This window comes from Burkholderia sp. HI4860 (assembly GCF_002223045.2).
Taxonomy (GTDB): domain Bacteria; phylum Pseudomonadota; class Gammaproteobacteria; order Burkholderiales; family Burkholderiaceae; genus Burkholderia.
This window is the reverse complement of record NZ_NKFO02000001.1, coordinates 1,239,884-1,260,158: the sequence shown is the minus strand read 5'-3', so window position 1 is coordinate 1,260,158 and position 20,275 is coordinate 1,239,884. Positions and strand designations below refer to the sequence as shown.

The following is a 20,275-nucleotide window of genomic DNA, read 5'->3' as shown; positions in this document are numbered from 1 at the left end:
GTCCTGACCATGCAAGCTTCCGAATTGAGCGGCGTGCCTCGCGCCGCCGAACGCGCGCTCACGCGCAGCGACTACAAGACCCTTGGCCTCGCCGCACTCGGCGGCGCCCTCGAGTTCTACGACTTCATCATCTTCGTGTTCTTCGCGCCGGCGATTGGGCAACTGTTCTTCCCGCACGACATTCCCGACTGGCTGCGCCAGCTGCAGACGTTCGGCATCTTCGCGGCCGGCTACCTCGCGCGTCCGCTCGGCGGCGTGATCATGGCGCACTTCGGCGACCTGTTCGGCCGCAAGCGGATGTTCACGCTGAGCGTGCTGATGATGTCCGTGCCGACGCTGCTGATGGGCCTGCTGCCGACCTACGACACGATCGGCATCCTCGCGCCGGTGTTGCTGCTGCTGTTCCGCGTGCTGCAGGGCGCGGCCGTCGGCGGCGAAGTGCCGGGCGCGTGGGTGTTCGTGTCCGAGCACGTGCCGTCGCGCCACATCGGCTATGCGTGCGGCACGCTGACCGCGGGCCTGACAGCCGGCATCCTGCTCGGCTCGCTGGTCGCCGCCGGCATCAACAGCCGTTACTCGAGCGCGGAAGTCGGCGCGTTCGCGTGGCGCATCCCGTTCCTGCTCGGCGGCGTGTTCGGCCTGTTCTCGGTGTACCTGCGCCGCTGGCTGCACGAGACGCCGGTGTTCGCCGAGATGAAGGCGAAAAAGGCGCTCGCGGCCGAGATTCCGCTGAAGGCCGTGCTGCGCGACCACGGCCGCGCGGTGATCGTGTCGATGCTGCTCACGTGGATGCTGTCGGCCGCGATCGTCGTCGTGATCCTGATGACGCCCGCGCTGCTGCAGAAGCAGTTCCACTTGACACCCGCGACGACGCTGTTCGCGAACAGCGTCGCGACGCTGTGCCTGACGGCCGGCTGCATCACCGCGGGTTCGCTCGCGGGCTGGATCGGCGCGAAGCGTGTGCTCGCCATCGGCGGCATCGGGCTGGCCGCGTGCTACTACCTCCTGTTCGCGCAGGTCGCGGCCGACGCGTCGACGCTGCCGCTCTACTACGGGATCGCAGGCTTCATGGTCGGCACGATCGGCGCGGTGCCGTTCGTGATGGTCAAGAGCTTCCCGGCCGTCGTGCGCTTCTCCGGCATCTCGTTCTCGTACAACGTCGCGTACGCAATCTTCGGCGGCCTCACGCCGGTGATCGTGTCGCTGATGATGAAGTCGAACCCGCTCGCACCGGTGGTGTACGTTGCCGCGATCTGCGTGCTCGGCGCGATCGCCGTGCAGTTCTCGAAGGAAGCGAAGGAGGATTCGCCGCACTGAGCGGCGACGGTGCGCGTGCGGCGATGTCCAGCGCCGCATCGAATGACCGGACGCACACGCGACGCACGCGCGCTCCATGAACAAAGGGCCGAATCCCGCGGGATTCGGCCCTTTTGTTTTGCTTCAGCGCAACGGCAACGGCGCGAGTCGGTGCGATCAGCGCAGGCTGCCGTACGTCGTACTCGGCCGGCGCAGGCCGTCGATGCTCGCGCCGCCGGCGCCGGTGACGAACAGCAGCAGGAAACCGCCGGCGATCGCGATGTTCTTCCAGAAATGGATCACCATGTCGTGCTGGACCGCGGCGTCCGTCGCGTCCCAGAAATTGTGCCCGACCATCGCGGTCGCGACCGTGTAGAACGCCATCAGCAGGGCGAGCGGTTTCACCTTGTAGCCGACGATCAGCAGCAGCCCGCCGAGCCCCTCGATCGCGACGACGATCGGCCCGATCACCTGCGGATACGGCACGTTCAGACCATGCAGGTAGCCGATGAAATCGCCATAGCCGAGCAGCTTCATCACGCCGCCCCACAGGAACAACGCCGCCAGCGCCAGGCGCGCGAAAAAAATGACGCCGGAATCGACGGAACGCGTCATGCCTCTCTCCTCGTATGCAATTCGGCCGGCTGCCCGGAGCACACCCGGACAGCTCGGCGCCGCGCGACCCTGCGGGGCCCGCGGCAAATGGGCCAGCATAGACAGAGTTTCGGCCGTGTCCAAGCAAAAGGTTGTAGCAAATCTTTACACGGCGGCGGCCGCGCGGCCCGATGACGGCGGGATGAAAACGCGTTTAGCCCGCGTCGCTCAACAACACGCCCTTCTTGAAGATGAAGCAGCCGTAGCCGCGCAGCTCGCCGGTGACGATCACCGCGTACGTCTGCTGCGCGCGCTCGTAGAACGCGAACCGCTCGATGCCCGTGAGCGGCACCGAGCGCCCTTCGGCACGATCGATCTCGGCCTGCACTTCGCGCTGTACGGGCGGCACCGCGGCTGCGTCGCCGACGACTTCCATTCGCCACGCGGGGGTGTCGACGTACGTGTCGAGCGGCAGCACGGACAGCACCGCGCGCACGACGCGTGCCGAATCGGCGCCGTCGATCCGCAACGCGCGGCCGACCACCGTGTGCTCCGCGACGGATTCCGCCGGGAAATTTGCATCGCAGATCGCGATTTCGTCACCGTGGCCCATCGCGCGCAGCGTGTGCAGGATGTCGGCGTGCAGCAGCGGGTCGAGATTCTTCAGCATGTCGGCTAGTCTCCGGGATCAGGAACGAACGCATAACGTTACCCGATCCCGGTGGACACTGCGCATGCGTCGCTCGCGTCACGACGCCGCGGCCGGCATTTCGTCGATGAAACCCGTGACCGATGCGAGGCGGCCCGATGCGTCGACGGTGCCGAAGTCCGAACCCTTCACGATCGCCGCGCCGTCGGGCGACACGAGCGCCCACGAGAACCGCAGGTGCTGACCGAACCCGTCGACGTCCGTCGTGCGGCGGAAGCGGAACGCGGGGAAACGCGCCTGCACGGCCGCGATCATCGCATCGATGCCGGCGTGGCCGTCGCCGGTCATCAGCGGATCGCGATAGGCCGCGTCGCTCGCGTAGGTCGCGTCGATCAGTGCGCGGCGGCGCGCGACGTCGGGTTCGTTCCAGGCGTCGATGTAGCGGTCGATCAGGTCGGCGTGAACGGACGAGACGGATTGGGCGGTGTTCATGGCGAGGCTCCTTGTGTCGATGAGAAGACGATGTCGCGAACGTGGCGTGTTTCGTGTTCGCGTGCAGACATCGTCGCCGGCCTCGCGCGGGCGGTCGATTACGTGCGGGGTAAGGAAATCGCGCCGGTCGCGTCGAGCCAGTGGCCGCTCCGCACGCCGGACATGATCCGCCATGCTGCAAGTTCTCCTCACCATGGACATCCCGCCGACACACGCTCCACCGAAATGAAAACGGGCGCCCTCGGGCGCCCGCTTCGTCCGGCGGCAACAGCCGCGCGTGTCAGGTCACCGGCGCCGGATTGAACAGCGTCAGCGCATTCGCGAGCTTCCACTGCTCGGCCCACGTGCGGCGCTTGCCGCTCGCGACGTCGAGCATCAGCCGGAACAGTGCCCAGCCCGTGTCCTCGATCGTGGCCGCGCCGGTCGCGATCTGACCCGCGTCGAGATCCATCAGGTCGTGCCAGCGACGTGCGAGATCGCTGCGCGTCGCGACCTTGATCACCGGCACCTGCGCGAGACCGTATGGCGTGCCGCGGCCGGTCGTGAAAATATGCAGGTTCATCCCGGCCGCGAGCTGCAGCGTGCCGCAGATGAAATCGCTCGCGGGCGTCGCCGCGTACAGCAGCCCCTTCTGCTTCGCGCGATCGCCGGGACGCACGACGCCGGCGATCGGCGCACTGCCCGACTTCACGATCGATCCCATCGCCTTCTCGACGATGTTCGACAGGCCACCCTTCTTGTTGCCGGGCGTCGTGTTCGCGCTGCGGTCGACGCGGCCGCGCTGCAGGTAGCGGTCGTACCAGTCCATCTCGCGGATGATCTCGCGCGCCACGTCCTCGGTCGCCGCGCGCGACGTGAGCTGCGCGACCCCATCGCGCACTTCCGTCACCTCGGAGAACATGATCGTCGCGCCCGCACGCACCAGCAGGTCGGCCGCGAAGCCGACGGCCGGATTCGCGGTGAGCCCCGAGAACGCATCGCTGCCGCCGCACTGCACGCCGACGACGAGATCCGATGCCGGGCACGTCTCGCGGCGGCGGCGGTTGAGCCGCTCGAGATGCGATTCGGCCATCGTCATGATCGAGTCGATCATCGAGTTGAAGCCGACGTGCGCGGCGTCCTGCAGGCACACCACGCCGCCGTTGTCGGTCGCACCGTCGGCCGCGACCGGAATCGTGCCGGGCGGCAGCAGGCGCTCGGGCTGCAGCTTCTCGCAGCCGAGGCTCACGGTCATTACCTCGCCGCCGAAGTTCGGATTCAGGCTGATGTTGCGCAGCGTGCGGATCGGGATGTCGGCGTCGGGCGCGTCGATCGCCACGCCGCAGCCGTACGTGTGTTCGAGCCCGACCACGTCGTCGACGTTCGGGTAGCGCGGCAGCAACTCGGCCTTGATCCGCTTCACCGCGTGCTCGACGACGCCCGACACGCACTGCACGGTCGTCGTGATCGCGAGGATGTTGCGGGTGCCGACCGAGCCGTCGGCATTGCGGAAACCCTCGAACGTATAGCCTTCGAGCGGCGGCAGCGGCGGCGCGGCGCGGGTTGCGAGCGGCAGGTCGTCGAGCCCCGGCGGCTCGGGCATGCGCATCGTGCGTTCGTTGACCCAGCTGCCGCGGCGCAGCTCGGCCAGCGCATAGCCGATCACCACGTTGTAGCGGACGATCGGGTCGCCGGCCGCGAGATCGACCAGCGCAACCTTGTGCCCCTGCGGCACGCCTTCGCGCAGCGTCAGCCCGTCGGCGAACGTCGCGCCCTCGGGCAGGCCGCCGTCGTTGACGACGATCGCGACGTTGTCGTCCGGATGCACACGGATATAGAGCGGGGAAGCAGTCATCGAAATTCCTGGAAGCTATCGGCCATATCGTTAGTCATCATACGACATTCGACCGGAATCAGCGATGCTGCGTAAACCCTTATCCGGAAAGACCCTACTATTTCTTTACCAGCAAACCGCTTGCGTCCCCCCTCCCCTCGTTGTACGATGACATACAACGACATCGCCAATGTGGCTCGTATGCCGTTCCCGACGAACCCAGCACTCGCGCTAGACGGACGACCCAACCATGACCTCACCGCAAGAACTCAAACAGATCATTTCCCACGGCCTGCTGTCGTTTCCGCTGACGGACTTCGACGCCGACGGCAGCTTCCGCCCGTCCACCTATGCCGAGCGCCTGGAATGGCTCGCGCCGTACGGTGCGAGCGCGCTGTTCGCGGCCGGCGGCACCGGTGAATTCTTCTCGCTCACGCAGCGCGAGTATTCGGACGTAATCCGTGTCGCGACGGAAACCTGCAAGGGCAAGGTGCCGATCCTCGCCGGCGCGGGCGGCGCGACGCGCGTCGCGATCGAATATGCGCAGGAGGCCGAGCGCCTCGGCGCGAGCGGCGTGCTGCTGATGCCGCATTACCTGACCGAAGCCAGCCAGGAAGGGATCGCCGACCACGTCGAGCAGGTGTGCCGTGCGCTGAAGATCGGTGTCGTGGTGTACAACCGCGCGAATTCGAAGCTGAACGCCGACATGCTCGAGCGCCTCGCCGATCGTTGCCCGAACCTGATCGGCTTCAAGGACGGCGTGGGCGAAATCGAAAGCATGGTGACGATCCGCCGCCGCCTCGGCGACCGGTTCGCGTACCTCGGCGGCCTGCCGACGGCTGAAGTCTATGCCGCCGCGTACAAGGCGCTCGGCGTACCGGTGTATTCGTCGGCCGTGTTCAACTTCATCCCGAAGACGGCGATGGCATTCTACGAAGCGATCGCGAAGGACGACCACGCCACGGTCGGCCGCCTGATCGACGAATTCTTCCTGCCGTACCTGAAGATCCGCAATCGCCGCGCGGGCTACGCGGTCAGCATCGTGAAGGCGGGCGCGAGGCTCGTCGGCCATGACGCAGGCCCGGTGCGTGCGCCGCTCGTCGATCTCACCGACGAAGAAGCGGCGGAGCTCGACGTGCTGATCAAGAAGATGGGGCCGCAATAAGCGGTGTTCGTCGGCGGCGCGCGATCTTCATCGGCGCCGCACGCCGGCTCCCCCGCGCTCCGTATCCGCATCACGCAATGGCGGCCGCGCGGCTCGACGAGCCGGCGCGGCCATTGCGTTACATCTGCGCGATCGCGCCGATGATCCGCTGACGCACGCCGGCGAGCGTGCGCTGCGTCTCGTCGATTCCCTTGCGCGCTGCGATCGGCCGGCCGCGCGCGGGCGACTCGGCACCCACGATCTGTTCCAGCACGTCGCGATCGACGACCGCATCGAAGAACCGCCCGACCGTCAACATCGCGTACTGCTTCGCGGTCGCGAGATGCGTGTTGGCCTGCGTCAGTTCTTCGGCGCGCTGCGCACCGTTGGGCACGTCGATGCTGCGGCGGTGCTTCAGCGCGAACACCACCGCCTCCATGTCGTGCCTGAAACGCTCGACGGCCCTACCGAAGGTCAACGAATGCGGATCGGAACCCGCGACGGGCCGCCCCTGGTTGATCGTCACATCGAATTCGCTGCCGCCCAGCTCGCGCTGCAGGGTGAATAGCGCGTCGGCCAGCACGCGCCCTTCGCTGTATTCGCCGATCTGGGTACGGACCGATTTCGCGACGTCGCCGATCGCTTTCCACAACCCGGCCGCGAACAGGTGGTCGCCACGTTTGCTGATGTTCATGATGCCGTTCCCTCTTGGTCTTTTTCTGGATCTCTCAGGTTTCGCCCTGCGGGTCGGTCGACCCGGGGCTTCGGTACTGTAGGAGAAAAGCGGGCGGCGGGAAAGCCGGCCATGAAAAAAGGCGGAAGCGGTCAACCGACCCCTTCCGCCTCTCCGTTTCCGGCCTTCATCCCGACATACCCGCCGCCGGGACCACCCACTCAGCCAATTACTCCGCCTTCCCGTCCCGCAGCCGCGGAATCGCGAGCGGATTGCTTTCCTGCAACCCTTCCGGCAGCAGATCGTCCGGGAAATCCTGGTAGCACACCGGCCGCAGGAAACGTTCGATCGCCGTCGCGCCGACCGACGTGACGGCCGGGTTCGACGTGGCCGGGAACGGCCCGCCGTGCACCATCGCGTCGCACACCTCGACGCCGGTCGGGTAGCCGTTGACCAGCAGGCGGCCCGCCTTGCGTTCAAGGATCGGCAGCAGCCGGCGTGCGAGCGGCTTGTCGTCGGCATCCATCTGCAGCGTGGCCGTCAGCTGGCCTTCGAGCGCTTCGAGCACGCGCGCGACTTCGTCGAGATCGCGGCAACGCACGATCAGCGACGCCGGCCCGAACACCTCGTGGCTGAACGCCGGCTCGGCCAGGAACGCCTGCGCACCGACTTCGTACAGCGCGCCGCCGGCCTGGCAGTCGGTCTGCGCCGCCTCGCCCGCGCCGATTTCACGCACGCCCGGCAGTTCGGCCAGCTTGCCGCGGCCGTTGCGATACGCATCGGCGATGCCGCGCGTGAGCATCACGCCGGCCGGCTTCTTCGCAAGCGCCTGCGCGGCGACGGTTTCGAAGCGGTCGAGATCGGCGCCGTCGATCGCGAGCACGAGGCCCGGGTTGGTACAGAACTGGCCGACGCCCAGCGTCAGCGAATCGACGAAGCCCGTCGCGATCGCGTCGCCGCGCGCGGCAAGCGCCGCCGGAAACAGCACGACGGGGTTGATGCTGCTCATTTCCGCGTAGACGGGAATCGGCTGCGGGCGCGCGTTCGCGAGCTGCACGAGCGCCATCCCGCCCTGCCGCGACCCCGTGAAGCCGACCGCCTGGACCGCCGGATGGCTGACGAGCGCCGCGCCGATCACGCGGCCGGGGCCGACCAGCAGCGAGAACACGCCCGCCGGCATCCCGGTTTTCGCGACGGCGGCGCGGATCGCGCGGCCGACCAGCTCGGACGTGCCGAGGTGCGCCTCGTGCGCCTTCACGATCACCGGGCAGCCGGCCGCGAGCGCCGACGCCGTATCGCCGCCGGCCACCGAGAACGCGAGCGGGAAATTGCTCGCGCCGAACACGACGACGGGCCCGAGCCCGACTTTCTGCAGCCGCAGGTCCGAACGCGGCAGCGGCGTGCGCGCCGGCTGCGCGGGATCGATCGACGCGGCAAGGAAGCGCCCGTCGCGCACGACGCGCGCGAACAGCCGGAGCTGGCCGACGGTACGGCCGCGCTCGCCCTGCAGCCGCGCGACGGGCAGGCCCGTTTCGGCGTGCGCGCGCTCGATCAGCGCGTCGCCGAGCGCGACGATTTCATCCGCGATCGCGTCGAGAAACGCCGCGCGGGCCGCGAGCGGCTGCGCGCGGTACGCGTCGAACGCATCGCGCGCGAGTTCGCATGCGCGCTCGACGTCGGCCTGCGACGCAACGCCGAACGCCGGCGCGTCGATCGGCTCGCCCTTCGACGGGTCGAACGCGCGCAAGGTACCGGCCGAGCCGGCGACCGCTTCGGCGCCGATCAGCATCTCTCCAGTCAGTTGCATGGGGTGTGCTCCGTGGTTCGGGAATAGGTCGTTCATTGTAGCTCAACAGATATGATGTCCGCCCACATAACCTCAATATTCGCGTCAATGGTCGGGCAGGTGCCGGCACGCGCAAAACCCTTATTACACGCGCCAATATCTGGGATTTTTACGCCTTCACGTCACCATCCAGAGGGAAAACCCGAGGTTTCTGCGTCTGATTATTGCCAATAAACTGTCGCCAAGTCATACGACGACATACATTAAAGTGCCTAATCAAACCCCTTCTCACGAGCTTCCGCTCGACCTCGCATGCACCGCGCGCCGGACCGCCGTGCGCTACTGGATCCTGGCGATGCTGTTCGTCGTCACGACGCTCAACTATGCGGACCGCGCGACGCTGTCGATCACCGGCACGCCGATCCGCAAGGCGTTCGGCATCGATCCGGTGACGATGGGCTACATCTTCTCGGCGTTCAGCTGGGCGTACGTGCTCGCGCAACTGCCGAGCGGCTGGCTGCTCGACCGCTTCGGCGCGCGGCGCGTGTATGCGGCCAGCATCTTCCTGTGGTCGGCGTTCACGCTGCTGCAGAGCACGATCGGCCTCGGCGGCAGCGCCGCGTTCGCGGTCGCCGCGCTGTTCGCGATGCGCTTCGCGGTCGGTATCGCCGAAGCCCCCGCCTTTCCGGCAAACGCGAAAGTGGTCGCCAGCTGGTTCCCGACCGCCGAACGCGGCACCGCGTCGGCGATCTTCAACGCCGCGCAGTACTTCGCGGCCGTGGTGTTCTCGCCGCTGATGGCGTGGCTCACGCATGCGTACGGCTGGCACCAGGTGTATTTGTGGCTCGGCCTCGCGGGCATCGCGCTCGCGTTCCTGTGGCTGCGGATCATGAAGGATCCGGCCGACCATCCGGCCGTGAACCGCGCGGAACTCGAGCATATCGAGCAAGGCGGCGGCCTCGTGCGCACCGCCGCACGCAGCGGCAACGGCGCGCGCTCCGAAAGCAGCCGCGTGGCCGGCTGGTACTACGTGCGCCAGCTGCTGTCGAACCGGATGCTGATCGGCGTGTATCTGGGCCAGTATTGCGTGAACGTGCTCACGTACTTCTTCCTCACGTGGTTCCCGATCTACCTCGTGCAGGCGCGCGGGATGTCGCTGCTGAAGGCCGGCTTCATGACGTCGCTGCCCGCGATTTGCGGGTTCCTCGGCGGCGTGCTCGGCGGGATGCTGTCGGACGGGCTGATCCGCCGCGGCGTGTCGCTCACGCTCGCGCGCAAGATCCCGATCGTCGGCGGGATGGCGCTGTCGATGGTCATCATCGGCTGCAACTACGTCGACAGCGAAGTGCTGGTGATCGTGCTGATGGCCGTGTCGTTCTTCGGCAAGGGGATCGGCTCGCTCGGCTGGGCCGTCGTCGCGGATACCGCGCCGAAGGAAGCGATCGGCCTGTCGGGCAGCCTGTTCAACATGTTCGGCAACACGGCCGGCATCGTCGCGCCGATCGCGATCGGCTACCTCGTCGGCGCGAGCGGCTCGTTCAACGGCGCACTCGTGTTCGTCGGGCTGAACGCGCTCGTCACCGTGTTCAGCTATCTCGCGATCGTGAAGGACATCAAACGCGTCGAACTGCGTCATCGCGACGCCTGACGTTCGGCTTCAAGACAAAGCAACGGCGGCCGCATGAAAACGGCCGCCGTTGTTGCATTCGACCTCGGGTACCGGCCGTCAGACCGATGAATGCGCGACGCGCAGCATGTCGTGCACGCCGGACGTCATCAGCGCGAGGAACGCGAGCAGGCCCACGTAGCAGAGCGCGTACGTCGTCTTCGTCTCGATCGACGTCGCGTAGTACACGCGGTTTTCCGGCGCGTCGGGGTCGTAGCGCCACGCGCGCTTCAGCTGCGGCAGCGCGAGGATCGCCATCACGATCAGCAACGGGCTCGGGCGGTACACGAACAGCGCGATCAGCACCGGCACGCCCGCGAACCAGATGCGCGGCGACAGCACCGCGGTGATCCGCCCGCCGTCGAACGGCGACAGCGGAATCATGTTGAACAGGTTCAGGAAGAAGCCCGTGTACGACAGCGCGAGCAGCAGGTTGCTGTCGGTGTGGCGCGCGGCCGCGTAGCAGGCCAGCGCGCCGAGCGTGCCGACGAACGGCCCGGCGAGCCCGACGTACGCCTCGGTTTCCGCGTCGTGCGGCATTTCCTTCAGCTGGATCCACGCGCCGACGAACGGGATGAAGGTCGGCAGCCCGACGTCGAGCCCGCGCCGCTGCGCGGCGATGTAGTGGCCAGCCTCGTGCACCAGCAGCAGCGCCACGAAACCGGCGGCGAACCGCCAGCCGTAGAACAGCGCGTAGACCGCGATCGACGCCAGCATGGTGCCCGCCGACATGAGCACCTTGCCGAGCTTCAGGCCGCCGAAGATCAGCAGCAACAGCTTCGTCATTCCTTGCGCTCCGTGCCGGATACGTCGGCGACGCTGGATGCCTCGGCGACGGCCGGCACCGCGGCCGCCTTCGGCTTGCGCCCGAAGAAGCGCTTCAGTGCCGCACCACCGGCCAGCAGCGCGACCGCGCCGATCTTGAAGAACTTCACCGCGAACGCGCCAATCAGCGCGAGCAGGCCGAGCTTCTTCGCGCCGACACCGACGATCAACGCCGCGAGGCCGTATTCGGCGACGTGGTCGGTCGACTTGTTGAAATCGGCGTAGCGCTTGCCGTCGTTGAAGCGGATGTTCGACAGCAGTTCGTCGGCCGACGCCTTGTATTTCGGCAGGTCGGCCAGCGTCGACGCCATCGTCAGCGACAGGTAGCCGTCACGGCCGAGCACGAGCGTCCGGTAGTTCACGCCGTCGTTCTCGGCGTTCGGGGCCGCGCCCTTGTCGCGGATGATCGCGGACCACACGAGCCGGTGCGTGGCGGCGTCGTAGGCGGGCGCCTTCGCCCAGCCGACCACCTCGGTCTCCGGCAGGCCGCGCTCCTTGCGCCCCGGGTTGTCTTCCTCGGTGCCGGACTGCAGGCTCTTCAGCAGCTCGTCGGGCTTCCAGTCCTTCGCGTCGTCGTCGCGGATATAGCCGCTCGGCTCGAACGACACGACCGAGATCCAGTCGGCATCGGGATCGTCGGGCAGCACGAGGCCGACCAGCTTGGATTCGTCGATCGAGTTGCCCATCGAGCGCAGGTAGCGGCCGGCTTCGGCAGCCGGCACGAACGATTCGCCGGCTTTCAGCTTCAGCACGGCTTCGTGTTTCACGTCGATATCGGTCGGGCCCTTCACGACCGCGTCGTTGGCGGCCGCGGCGGCGGCCCTCATTTCCACCTGCGCAGCTTCGGTCTGCGCGTGGCCGGTGGTCGCGGCGAATGCGAGCGTCGCCACGCAGGCGAGCCGGACGGCAAGTTTTTTCATTGTTGGATTCCCCTGGAATGCCTTGTCGTAAATATGCACGCCACCGGCCCAGGCGTTTTCAATCGCGGGTCCGGCGTCGTCTCTCAGTTGGCACGGGGGCTATGGTAACGCAGCGCGGTGACGCGCCCGGGGAGCGGCGCGATGCTTACGTCCGAGGTAATGCCCAAGGTGCGCGGGATTGCCTATCATCTGCCACATGAACCCGACCGCCGCCCTCCATTCGCCCTCCCCGTCCGCCGGCCGCGCGTCCGGCATCGGCCCGCTGCTGCGCACGTGGCGACAACGCCGCCGCCTGAGCCAGATGGCGCTCGCGCTCGATGCGGACGTCTCCGCGCGCCATCTGAGCTTCGTCGAATCGGGCCGCGCGCAGCCGAGCCGCGAGATGGTGCTGCATCTTGCCGAGCGTCTCGACGTGCCGCTGCGCGAACGCAATGCGCTGCTCGTCGCGGCCGGCTTCGCGCCGCTGTTCCGCGAACGGCCGTTTTCGGATCCGCAACTGGATGCCGCGCGCCATGCGGTCGAAGCCGTGCTGCGCGGCCACGAGCCTTATCCGGCGCTCGCCGTGGACCGCCACTGGACGCTGCTCGCCGCGAACCGGATGCTCGGCGCGCTGGTCGCGCAAGCCGACCCGGCGCTGCTGCAGCCGCCCGTCAACGTGCTGCGGCTGAGCCTGCATCCGGACGGGCTCGCGTCGCAGATCATCAACTGGCACGAATGGCGCGCGCACATCCTGCATCGGCTGCAGCGACAGATCGATGCGAGCGGCGACCGCACGCTGCACACGCTGCACGACGAACTCGCCGCGTATCCGGCGCCGGCCGGCCAGCCCGACGACACGCAGGCGCGCACCGACTTCGCGGAGATCGCCGTGCCGCTGCGGCTGCGCACGGCAGCCGGCGAACTGACGTTCTTCAGTACGACGACGGTGTTCGGCACGCCGGTCGACGTGACGCTGTCGGAACTCGCGATCGAGGCTTTCTTTCCGGCGAACCCGGAGACGGTGGAGGCAATGCGGGCGCTGGCGGATGCGTTGCCGGTGGAATAAAGCCGGCCGCGCGCCGGCGCCGCGGCCGCGATCAGCGGCGCTCGAGCGCCAGCTTCAGGCCGAGCCCCAGCAGCACCACCCCGCTGACGCGATGCATGCGCGTCAGGATGCGCGGATTGCGGCGGATCGATGTAGACAGCAGGCCCGCGAACAACGCGACCGGCCCCTTGACGAGAAACGTCAGGCCGGCAAACGTCGCGCCCAGCACGAACAGCGACAGCATCGGATGCGCGGTGCCCGCCGGCACGAATTGCGGCAGGAACGCCAGATAGAAGAGCGCGATCTTCGGATTCGACACGTTGGACAGCGCGCCTTGCGCGAACGTGCGAAGCCGTGATGCCTGCGCACCGTCGCGCCCGCTCGCGAGCGTCAGTTCACCCGACGACCGCAGCAACGTGATGCCGAGGTACAGCAGATACATCGCACCGATCACTTTCAGCGCCGTGAACAGCCATTCGGATGCCTGAAGAAGCGCGCCCAGACCGAGCGTCGCGAGCATCGTATGAACGAGCAGCCCGACGCTGACGCCCGCGGCCGTCACGAGGCCCGCACGCGTGCCGCCGGACAGCGTGCGCGACATCACGAGCACCATGTCCTGACCCGGCGTGACGATGATCAGAAGCGACGTTGCGATGAATGGCAGCCAGGATAGATGCGACATGGGAGCGCTCCTGAAGGGATGGCCGATGGACGAGAATCGCGCGGCCGGTCGTCAGATTATCGGTGCCCTTCCGTGGAGATTGGATGCGTATTTGGCTACATGAAATCAGCGATTTGGAGCTAATCTCTAGTTTTCAAGCTTCTGGTAGCAAAAAATGCCAATCAAACTGGACGCGATCGACCGGCGCATTCTGCGTGCATTGCAACGGAAATCGAACCAGACGAATGCCGAACTCGCGCAACAGGCCGGGCTGTCGGCCACACCGTGCCTGCGCCGCGTTCATCTGCTCGAGGAGCAAGGCGTGATCGATGCGTATGTCGCGCTCCTGAACCCGGCTGCCGTCGACCTGCGATTCACCGCGTTCGTGCGCGTCACGCTGGAGCGCCAGGATAAGACCACCGTCGAACGCTTTGCGCGCGAAATGGAGCAAGCGCCCGAAGTACTCGAATGTCATCTGATGGCCGGCAGCTACGACTATCTGCTGCGCGTGATCGCGCGCGATCTCGACGACTACCAGCGCTTTCAGATGGAAACGCTCACGCAGATCGAAGGCGTCCGCAACGTCGAAACCGAGATTCCGCTGAAGCGCATCAAGCAGACGGTTCGCCTGCCGATCTAGGCATCCAGAAACGTCACGGCCAGTTGCTCGTCGGGCGCAATGCATGGCAGCAACGAGGTGCATATGACACACGCCGCGCTTCCGTCGGACAAATGCATTTGCACACTACAATGGGCGCCATCCGTGCCGGACGTTGCAAGATCGTTTGCCACCGGGCCAGACGGCCCGTGGCAACCTTCCGTTGACGATGCCGGTCTTCCCCGGGGCGCCGGGGCAACGCCAATGACAATTCCGTCCGGGCACTCGCCGCTCCAATGATTCCCGCTCCGATTTTCTCCGGCACCTTCTTCATCGTTCTCGGCGTTTCGTTTCTGGCCGCCGTATCGGTGCTGGTCTGGGTTGTCGCGCTGGCCGTGTTTCCACGCGCACGGCGAGCGTTTGGCGCGCATCGGATCCGCTGGGCCCTTTTGCTCGGCGTGTTGTGTTGGGCGGGCAGCCTGTTTGTTACGCTGGCCGTCGGCTATCTGCAGATTGAGCTGGAATCCAGAAAGACAGAGGCAGCGAAGCATCCGGTACTCGAAAAGTCCACCCACCTGCTGGGTGTCGACATGCCGCCCGCGACCAGACTGTCGCTCTATACCGCGGGCGACATGTCGTCGCTCACGGCCGCCGAATTTCCGCACGCGGTCAGCGTCTACGGAATACCCGCCATGGCGCTGACGGCCGGGTCGGAATTCGATGATGAAGCACCGTGGAACAACCAGCACCCCACCATGCTCACGGCGCTGGCGCTTGCCATCACCGGACCCCGGACACTCGACGGCTGGACGTGCGATGCCGGCGGCGAACCGATGAGGATCGTCCTGCGCAACGATGCGCGAATCAAAACGCTCTGGCGGTGCCGTCTGGCCGAAGGCAACCGGGCAGGCGACTCGGTCATTCCGGCCGGCTCGACCCTGATGAGGAGCACGACCACTTATGGCGACGGCCTGCACGACAACGACTATTGGCGCGTCGATGTCGCCGACGGCTTCGTGTTCGAGCTAGACAGGCTGTCTTTGCGGCACCCGACGCTGAATCTCGACCGGCAACATCGCGTGCTCGCGTTCGACTCCACTACGCTGGCGCACGCGGCCCGCGTCGGCGACATCACCTACCCCGCCGGAACCCGGGTTTCGTCCGGCCGGCGCGGGCTTCGCGAAAGGTATCCCGGCGCATGGGTCTTTACGCCTGCACCGGGCCAACCGGCCGTCAGCAAGTCGGACGGTACGATCGCCGACGACACCTCGGTCGTGCAGGCGCCTTCAGGGAAGGCTTACGTGCTTATTCGGAACCGCACGGACTGAAGGGATAGTGCATCGCTACTCCGCCGCATCCAGAAACATCACGGCCTGCCCGGCCGGCTCCCCGTTCAGCGCGCCGTCGCGCACGACGACCTGCCCACGCACGACCGTATGCACGGGCCACCCCGTGACCGCGCAGCCGTCGTACGGCGTCCAGCCGCTCACGCTGGCGATCCATTCGTCGCGGATGGTGCGACGCGCACGCAAGTCGACGATGCTGAAATCGGCGTCGTAGCCCGCCGCGATGCGCCCTTTCCCCGCGATACCGAAGATGCGCGCTGGCCCGGCGCTGGTCAGGTCGACCAGCCGCGCGAGGCTCAGGCGGCCCGCCTGCACGTGATCGAGCATCTGCGGCAGCAGCGTCTGCACGCCGGTCATCCCGCTCGGCGATTGCGGATAGGGCCGGCGTTTTTCGTCGCGCGTATGCGGCGCGTGATCGCTGCCGATCACATCGACCACGCCATCTCGCACGGCCTGCCAAAGCGCATCCTGATGATGCCGCTCGCGCACCGGCGGATTCATCTGCGCGAACGTGCCGAGCCGCGCGTAGCAATCGGGCGCGTGCAGGCTCAGGTGATGCGGCGTGACCTCGACGGTCACGCGATGCCGATGCCGCGCGAGGAACGCCATTTCCCCGGCAGTGGACACGTGCAGCACATGCAGCCGCCGGCCCGTCTCGGCAGCCAGCCCGACGATGCGCCGCGTCGCCGCCAGCGCGCTTTCCTCGTCACGCCAGCGAGGATGGTCCCGCACGTCGCCGCTCGCTTCCACGAGCGCCCGGCGCTCGCGCAGCCGCGCCTCGTCTTCCGCATGCACGGCCATGCGTCGCCGCCCGTTGCGCACGATCCGGCGCAACACGGCTTCGTCGTCGGCCAGCAGGTCGCCGAACGAACTGCCCATGAAGACCTTCACCCCCGCGCAGCCCGGCAGGTTTTCGAGTACCGGCAGCCGTTCGGCGTTCGCGGCCGAGCCGCCGATGTAGAACGCGTAGTCGCACCAGGCACGGCCGCGCGCAAGATCCAGCTTGGCCTGCAGGTCCTGCGCGGTCAGCGTCAGCGGATGCGTGTTGGGCATCTCGAAGATCGTCGTGACGCCGCCGAGCACCGCGCCGCGCGTGCCGGCCTCGAGGGTCTCCTTGTGCGTCAAGCCCGGTTCGCGGAAATGCACCTGGCTGTCGACGACGCCCGGCAACACGTGCAGGCCGCCGGCGTCCAGCAGGACGTCGGCGCTCCACGTGCCGTGCAATGCGCCCAGCGCGACGACACGGCCGTCCACGCACGCAATGTCGATCCGCTCGGCGCCGTTGGGCGTCATCGCCGTGCCGCCGTGCACGAGCAGGCCGGCGTGACGTAGCCGCAGCGCGTCGCTCACGCCCGCTTCACGTCGGATAGGCTCGTCCATGACTCAGAACTCGTTCTGGATGTGCTTGTAGCCCAGCACCAGCGCATTGTTCGTGCGTGCGACGTCCTCGGAGAAATCGCTCGCGTCGGCCGTCACCTGCGGCAACGCGGCGAGATCGGTTTCCGGTCCGATGCGCTCGGTCGAACGCACGTAGAAACCCGGCGGCAGGTGGCAGCCGTCGACGACCGCGTTGTAGCGCACCACGCAGCCGTCGTCGATCGTGCAGTTGAACAGCACGCTGTTGAAGCCGACGAACACACCGTTGCCGACCTTGCACGGGCCGTGGACGATCGCGCGATGCGCGATCGACGTGTGCTGGCCGATGGTGACGCTCGCGCCCGACTTCGAATGGATCACCACGCCGTCCTGGATGTTCGAATGCGCACCGATCACGATCGGCGCGATCCGGCCGCCGGCATCCGTTTCGTCGGCGCGGATCACCGCGTACGGGCCGATGAACACGTTTTCCTCGACGATCACGAGCCCGCACAGAATGGCGGTCGGATCGACGAAGGCGCTCGGGTGAATTTGCGGCAGGTCGCCGCGCGGGTTCTTTCTGATCATCAGGATTCCTGCCTTGAAAGGGGGCGGCCGCGCTTGATCCGCTCGAACAGGCCCGGATCGCGCCACTGTGCGGCGATGGCCGGCGCGAACACGATGTCGTCCAGGTCGATGCGGCCCATGCGCGGGTTGAACGCATCGTCGCGAAAGCACTGCGCGTAACCGGTCTCGGTCTCGTGAACGATGATCGAATGCAGCCGCACGTCGGCTTCGCCGTTCGTCATGCGGGTGCAGGACAGCGCCGCATCGACGAGGCGAAAGAACACGCGCGAGAACTGCTCGGCGCTCGGCGACACGGGCAGCAGCACCCAGCGCTCGGAATGCCGGCGCATGCTTTCGACATAACACGGGTCGTCGTCCGTCCACAGCGTCACCGCGTGATCGAACGCGTCGATCAGCTCGCGCACGTCGCCCTTGAGCAGCCCGAAGTCGTAGATCATCTGCCCGTGATCCAGCGCGTGCGCTTCCAGCAGCAGCTCGACGCGGTACGAATGGCCGTGGATCGAATGCGAGCAGCGCCGCGTGCTGCAGCCGCGCACGACGTGCGCGTTCTCGAAGCGGAACAGCTTGCGGATCAGCATGCGTCGGCGCCTTCGCGCACCGGCGCGGCCCAGGCGACCGCATCGTGCGGATGCAGGCTTTCCAGATGGCGCACGTGCACGTGCGGGGTCGCATGGTGGCCGGCCAGCGCGGCCTGAACCCGGCGCGCGGCGTCCTCGACGAACATCAGGTTGCCGCCGTTCAGCACCGCGAAGGCCTGCTCGTCCGCGCGCTTGACGGCCGTCTGCACCGGTGTGCCGAGCGCGTGCTCGATGCGATCGATCAGGTCGATCAGCCCCAGCGTCGCGCCATCGGCGGGCAGCGCCACGCTGACGACGGCTTCGCTACGCTGGCTGTGCGGCGTGGCCGCCGTCGCGTGCCGCTTCAGCCACGCGGCGACCGCCGCCGGCTCCACGCGATCGTCGCGACCGAATGCCGCCAGGAATCCCTGCTCGACCCAGTGCCGCGACAGCGCGGCGGAGCACGGGCACGTCGACGAATAGACGACCGTCACCTGCGCGCGCAGCGCGAACCGGGAGCCGGTCAGCATCGCGTCGATCCGGACCGGATAGGCTTTCCATCCGGCCAGCCCGTCCGTCACCAGCGCGGCGCGGCGCGCCAGCAAGTCGAAGCGCAACCGCAGCCGCGCGCTGCGCGTGTCGCAGTCGCGATGGCTGTCGACCATCGCGTGCAGCACACGCTGAAGGCCGGCCGGCGACAGCGCCGCGCCATCATCGAGCCCGTCGAGCAGCCGGTACAGCCGCGACATGTGGATGCCCTTCACGTGCGGCGCAGGCAGATCGACCTGCACGTCGGCGCGCGCATGCACGTCGCGCCGGCAGCCGGGTTCGGCCACTGCAACGGACAGGTCGATGCCCTGCATGCCGACCCATTCGAGCGGGCGGCCACCCGGCGCGGCATCGGTCAGGGAGATATCGGGAAGCGGTGCGTTCATGCTCGAAATCCGGTGGAGCGCCTTCTCCATCCGGATCGATGCAGGAAGCGCGGTCAGGTCAGGGCCAGTCGCGAAACGGGTTGTCCCACGTGGTCCAGTGTTCGGGGCCGGTGGCCATCTCGGCGTCGGTCAGCAGACACGCGTCGAAGCGCGCGCGCAGCGCCGGCTCGTCCATGTCCATGCCGATCAGCACGAGCTCCTGCCGTGCGTCGCCGACGTGCTCGTCCCAGCGCGCGCGGATCTGCGCCACGGCTTCCGGATCCAGTGGCCAGCGCTCGGGCGGCGTGGCCGCCCACCAGTAGCCGGCCGGCCCGTGCCGCGCGACCGCGCCGGCCTGCGACCACGAGCCGGCGACGGTCGGGTGGGTGGCCAGCCAGAAGAACCCCTTCGAGCGGACGACGCCCGGCCATTCGCTTTCGACGAGATCGAAGAAACGCTGCGGATGGAACGGCCGGCGCGCGCGATACACGAAGCTGCGGATGCCGTACTCGTCGGTCTCGGGCGTGTGCGTGCCGCGCATCTCCTGCAGCCAGCCCGGCGCGCGCGATGCGGCTTCGAAGTCGAACAGGCCGGTGTCGAGCACGCGCTCGAGCGGCACCTTGCCGAACTCGGCGATCTCGATCCGTGCGCGCGGGTTCAAGCCGCGCAGCAGCGCGACCAGCCGCTCGCGCGCGCTTGCGTCGATCAGGTCGATCTTGTTGATCACGATCACGTCGCAGAACTCGATCTGGTCGATCAGCAAATCGACGACCGTGCGCGCATCCTCTTCGCCCATCGATTCGCCGCGCGACTGCAGGCTGTCGCGCGACGCGTAGTCGCGCAGGAAATTGAACGCGTCGACCACCGTCACCATCGTGTCGAGCCGTGCGACTTCGCCGAGGCTGCGGCCGTCCTCGCCTTCGAACGTGAACGTCTCGGCCACCGGCAGCGGCTCCGAGATGCCGGTCGATTCGATCACGAGCTGGTCGAACCGCCCTTCGCGCGCGAGCCGGTCGACCTCGATCAGCAGATCCTCGCGCAGCGTGCAGCAGATGCAGCCGTTGCTCATCTCGACCAGCTTCTCGTCGGTGCGCGACAGCCCCGCGCCGCCGTCGCGCACGAGCGCGGCGTCGATGTTGACCTCGGACATGTCGTTGACGATGACCGCGACGCGCCGGCCCTCGCGATTGTTGAGGATGTGGTTGAGCAGCGTCGTCTTGCCGGCGCCGAGGAAGCCGGACAGGACGGTCACGGGAAGCCGCGCGGGCGGTTGGAGTGCAGCACTCATCGGGCGATTCCGGTTGAGGACGGTGAGGAGAGGATGATATATTGTATCGCAACGATATAACATATCATTTCGGGCGTCCAGCAGG

General features: G+C 67.3%; 20 protein-coding genes. 6 read left to right on the top strand and 14 right to left on the bottom strand.

Features of this window, described 5'->3' with window-relative positions; genetic code table 11:
• Positions 1-9: 9 nt before the first annotated feature.
• Positions 10-1,317, top strand: coding sequence for an MFS transporter (locus CFB34_RS05700; RefSeq protein ID WP_089441575.1), 1,308 nt, complete (start codon positions 10-12; stop codon positions 1,315-1,317).
• Positions 1,318-1,473: 156 nt separating this feature from the next.
• On the opposite strand, the gene CFB34_RS05695 is transcribed toward CFB34_RS05700, so the two are convergent.
• From CFB34_RS05695 to garD, 4 genes are all read right to left on the bottom strand, one after another.
• Complete coding sequence (locus CFB34_RS05695) at positions 1,474-1,911, bottom strand: DoxX family protein (protein WP_069260786.1); 438 nt, start codon at positions 1,909-1,911, stop codon at positions 1,474-1,476.
• 193 nt (positions 1,912-2,104) lie between these two features.
• Entirely contained in the window at positions 2,105-2,560 is a 456-nt protein-coding gene (locus CFB34_RS05690; protein ID WP_089441574.1) for an RbsD/FucU family protein, read from the bottom strand.
• Between the two features lie 78 nt (positions 2,561-2,638).
• Entirely contained in the window at positions 2,639-3,031 is a 393-nt protein-coding gene (locus CFB34_RS05685) for a nuclear transport factor 2 family protein (RefSeq protein ID WP_089441573.1), read from the bottom strand.
• A 280-nt stretch (positions 3,032-3,311) separates the two neighbouring features.
• Complete coding sequence (garD, locus tag CFB34_RS05680; protein WP_089441572.1) at positions 3,312-4,865, bottom strand: galactarate dehydratase; 1,554 nt, start codon at positions 4,863-4,865, stop codon at positions 3,312-3,314.
• 229 nt (positions 4,866-5,094) lie between these two features.
• Here garD and kdgD point away from each other — a divergent pair, with 229 nt between their 5' ends.
• Positions 5,095-6,009 (top strand): 5-dehydro-4-deoxyglucarate dehydratase, encoded by a 915-nt coding sequence (gene kdgD, locus CFB34_RS05675; protein ID WP_089441571.1) that lies wholly within the window; start codon positions 5,095-5,097, stop codon positions 6,007-6,009.
• A gap of 118 nt (positions 6,010-6,127) precedes the next feature.
• On the opposite strand, the gene CFB34_RS05670 is transcribed toward kdgD, so the two are convergent.
• A complete protein-coding gene (locus CFB34_RS05670) occupies positions 6,128-6,682 on the bottom strand; it encodes a hypothetical protein (protein ID WP_089441570.1) in 555 nt (184 codons plus the stop codon).
• Between the two features lie 208 nt (positions 6,683-6,890).
• Entirely contained in the window at positions 6,891-8,468 is a 1,578-nt protein-coding gene (locus CFB34_RS05665) for an aldehyde dehydrogenase (NADP(+)) (protein ID WP_089441569.1), read from the bottom strand.
• 247 nt (positions 8,469-8,715) lie between these two features.
• On the opposite strand from CFB34_RS05665, the gene CFB34_RS05660 reads away from it, so the two are divergent.
• Positions 8,716-10,095, top strand: coding sequence for an MFS transporter (locus tag CFB34_RS05660; protein ID WP_089441568.1), 1,380 nt, complete (start codon positions 8,716-8,718; stop codon positions 10,093-10,095).
• 78 nt (positions 10,096-10,173) lie between these two features.
• Here the strand turns inward: CFB34_RS05660 and CFB34_RS05655 are convergent, their stop codons facing one another.
• Together CFB34_RS05655 and CFB34_RS05650 are read right to left on the bottom strand one after the other, a co-directional pair.
• Positions 10,174-10,899: a site-2 protease family protein gene (locus CFB34_RS05655; protein ID WP_089441567.1), complete on the bottom strand. Its 726-nt coding sequence runs from the start codon at positions 10,897-10,899 to the stop codon at positions 10,174-10,176.
• Positions 10,896-11,858 carry a DUF2167 domain-containing protein gene (locus tag CFB34_RS05650; protein ID WP_089441566.1) on the bottom strand — a complete coding sequence of 321 codons (963 nt, stop codon included), beginning with the start codon at positions 11,856-11,858 and terminating at the stop codon, positions 10,896-10,898. The genes CFB34_RS05655 and CFB34_RS05650 overlap by 4 nt, the downstream gene beginning before the upstream one ends.
• A 196-nt stretch (positions 11,859-12,054) precedes the next feature.
• On the opposite strand from CFB34_RS05650, the gene CFB34_RS05645 reads away from it, so the two are divergent.
• A complete protein-coding gene (locus CFB34_RS05645; RefSeq protein ID WP_089441565.1) occupies positions 12,055-12,903 on the top strand; it encodes a helix-turn-helix transcriptional regulator in 849 nt (282 codons plus the stop codon).
• Between the two features lie 31 nt (positions 12,904-12,934).
• Here CFB34_RS05645 and CFB34_RS05640 read toward each other — a convergent pair whose 3' ends face one another.
• Complete coding sequence (locus CFB34_RS05640) at positions 12,935-13,564, bottom strand: LysE family translocator (protein ID WP_089441564.1); 630 nt, start codon at positions 13,562-13,564, stop codon at positions 12,935-12,937.
• 154 nt (positions 13,565-13,718) lie between these two features.
• On the opposite strand from CFB34_RS05640, the gene CFB34_RS05635 reads away from it, so the two are divergent.
• Both CFB34_RS05635 and CFB34_RS05630 read left to right on the top strand, forming a co-directional pair.
• Positions 13,719-14,183 carry an Lrp/AsnC family transcriptional regulator gene (locus CFB34_RS05635; protein WP_089441563.1) on the top strand — a complete coding sequence of 155 codons (465 nt, stop codon included), beginning with the start codon at positions 13,719-13,721 and terminating at the stop codon, positions 14,181-14,183.
• 254 nt (positions 14,184-14,437) lie between these two features.
• Entirely contained in the window at positions 14,438-15,469 is a 1,032-nt protein-coding gene (locus tag CFB34_RS05630; protein ID WP_089441562.1) for a hypothetical protein, read from the top strand.
• Between the two features lie 15 nt (positions 15,470-15,484).
• Here CFB34_RS05630 and CFB34_RS05625 read toward each other — a convergent pair whose 3' ends face one another.
• Genes CFB34_RS05625 through zigA form a run of 5 tightly spaced genes read right to left on the bottom strand, consistent with a single transcriptional unit; the run spans position 15,485 to position 20,190 of the window.
• Complete coding sequence (locus CFB34_RS05625) at positions 15,485-16,867, bottom strand: dihydroorotase (RefSeq protein WP_089441561.1); 1,383 nt, start codon at positions 16,865-16,867, stop codon at positions 15,485-15,487.
• A 3-nt stretch (positions 16,868-16,870) separates the two neighbouring features.
• Positions 16,871-17,431, bottom strand: a complete 561-nt coding sequence (locus CFB34_RS05620) for a carbonate dehydratase (RefSeq protein WP_089433370.1) — start codon at positions 17,429-17,431, stop codon at positions 16,871-16,873.
• Positions 17,431-18,009 carry a 6-carboxytetrahydropterin synthase gene (locus tag CFB34_RS05615; RefSeq protein WP_089441560.1) on the bottom strand — a complete coding sequence of 193 codons (579 nt, stop codon included), beginning with the start codon at positions 18,007-18,009 and terminating at the stop codon, positions 17,431-17,433. Before CFB34_RS05615 ends, CFB34_RS05620 begins: the two co-directional genes overlap by 1 nt.
• Positions 18,003-18,923, bottom strand: a complete 921-nt coding sequence (folE2, locus tag CFB34_RS05610) for a GTP cyclohydrolase FolE2 (RefSeq protein WP_179243770.1) — start codon at positions 18,921-18,923, stop codon at positions 18,003-18,005. The genes CFB34_RS05615 and folE2 overlap by 7 nt, the downstream gene beginning before the upstream one ends.
• Positions 18,924-18,981: 58 nt before the next feature.
• Complete coding sequence (zigA, locus tag CFB34_RS05605) at positions 18,982-20,190, bottom strand: zinc metallochaperone GTPase ZigA (protein ID WP_179243771.1); 1,209 nt, start codon at positions 20,188-20,190, stop codon at positions 18,982-18,984.
• Between the last annotated feature and the right edge of the window lie 85 nt (positions 20,191-20,275).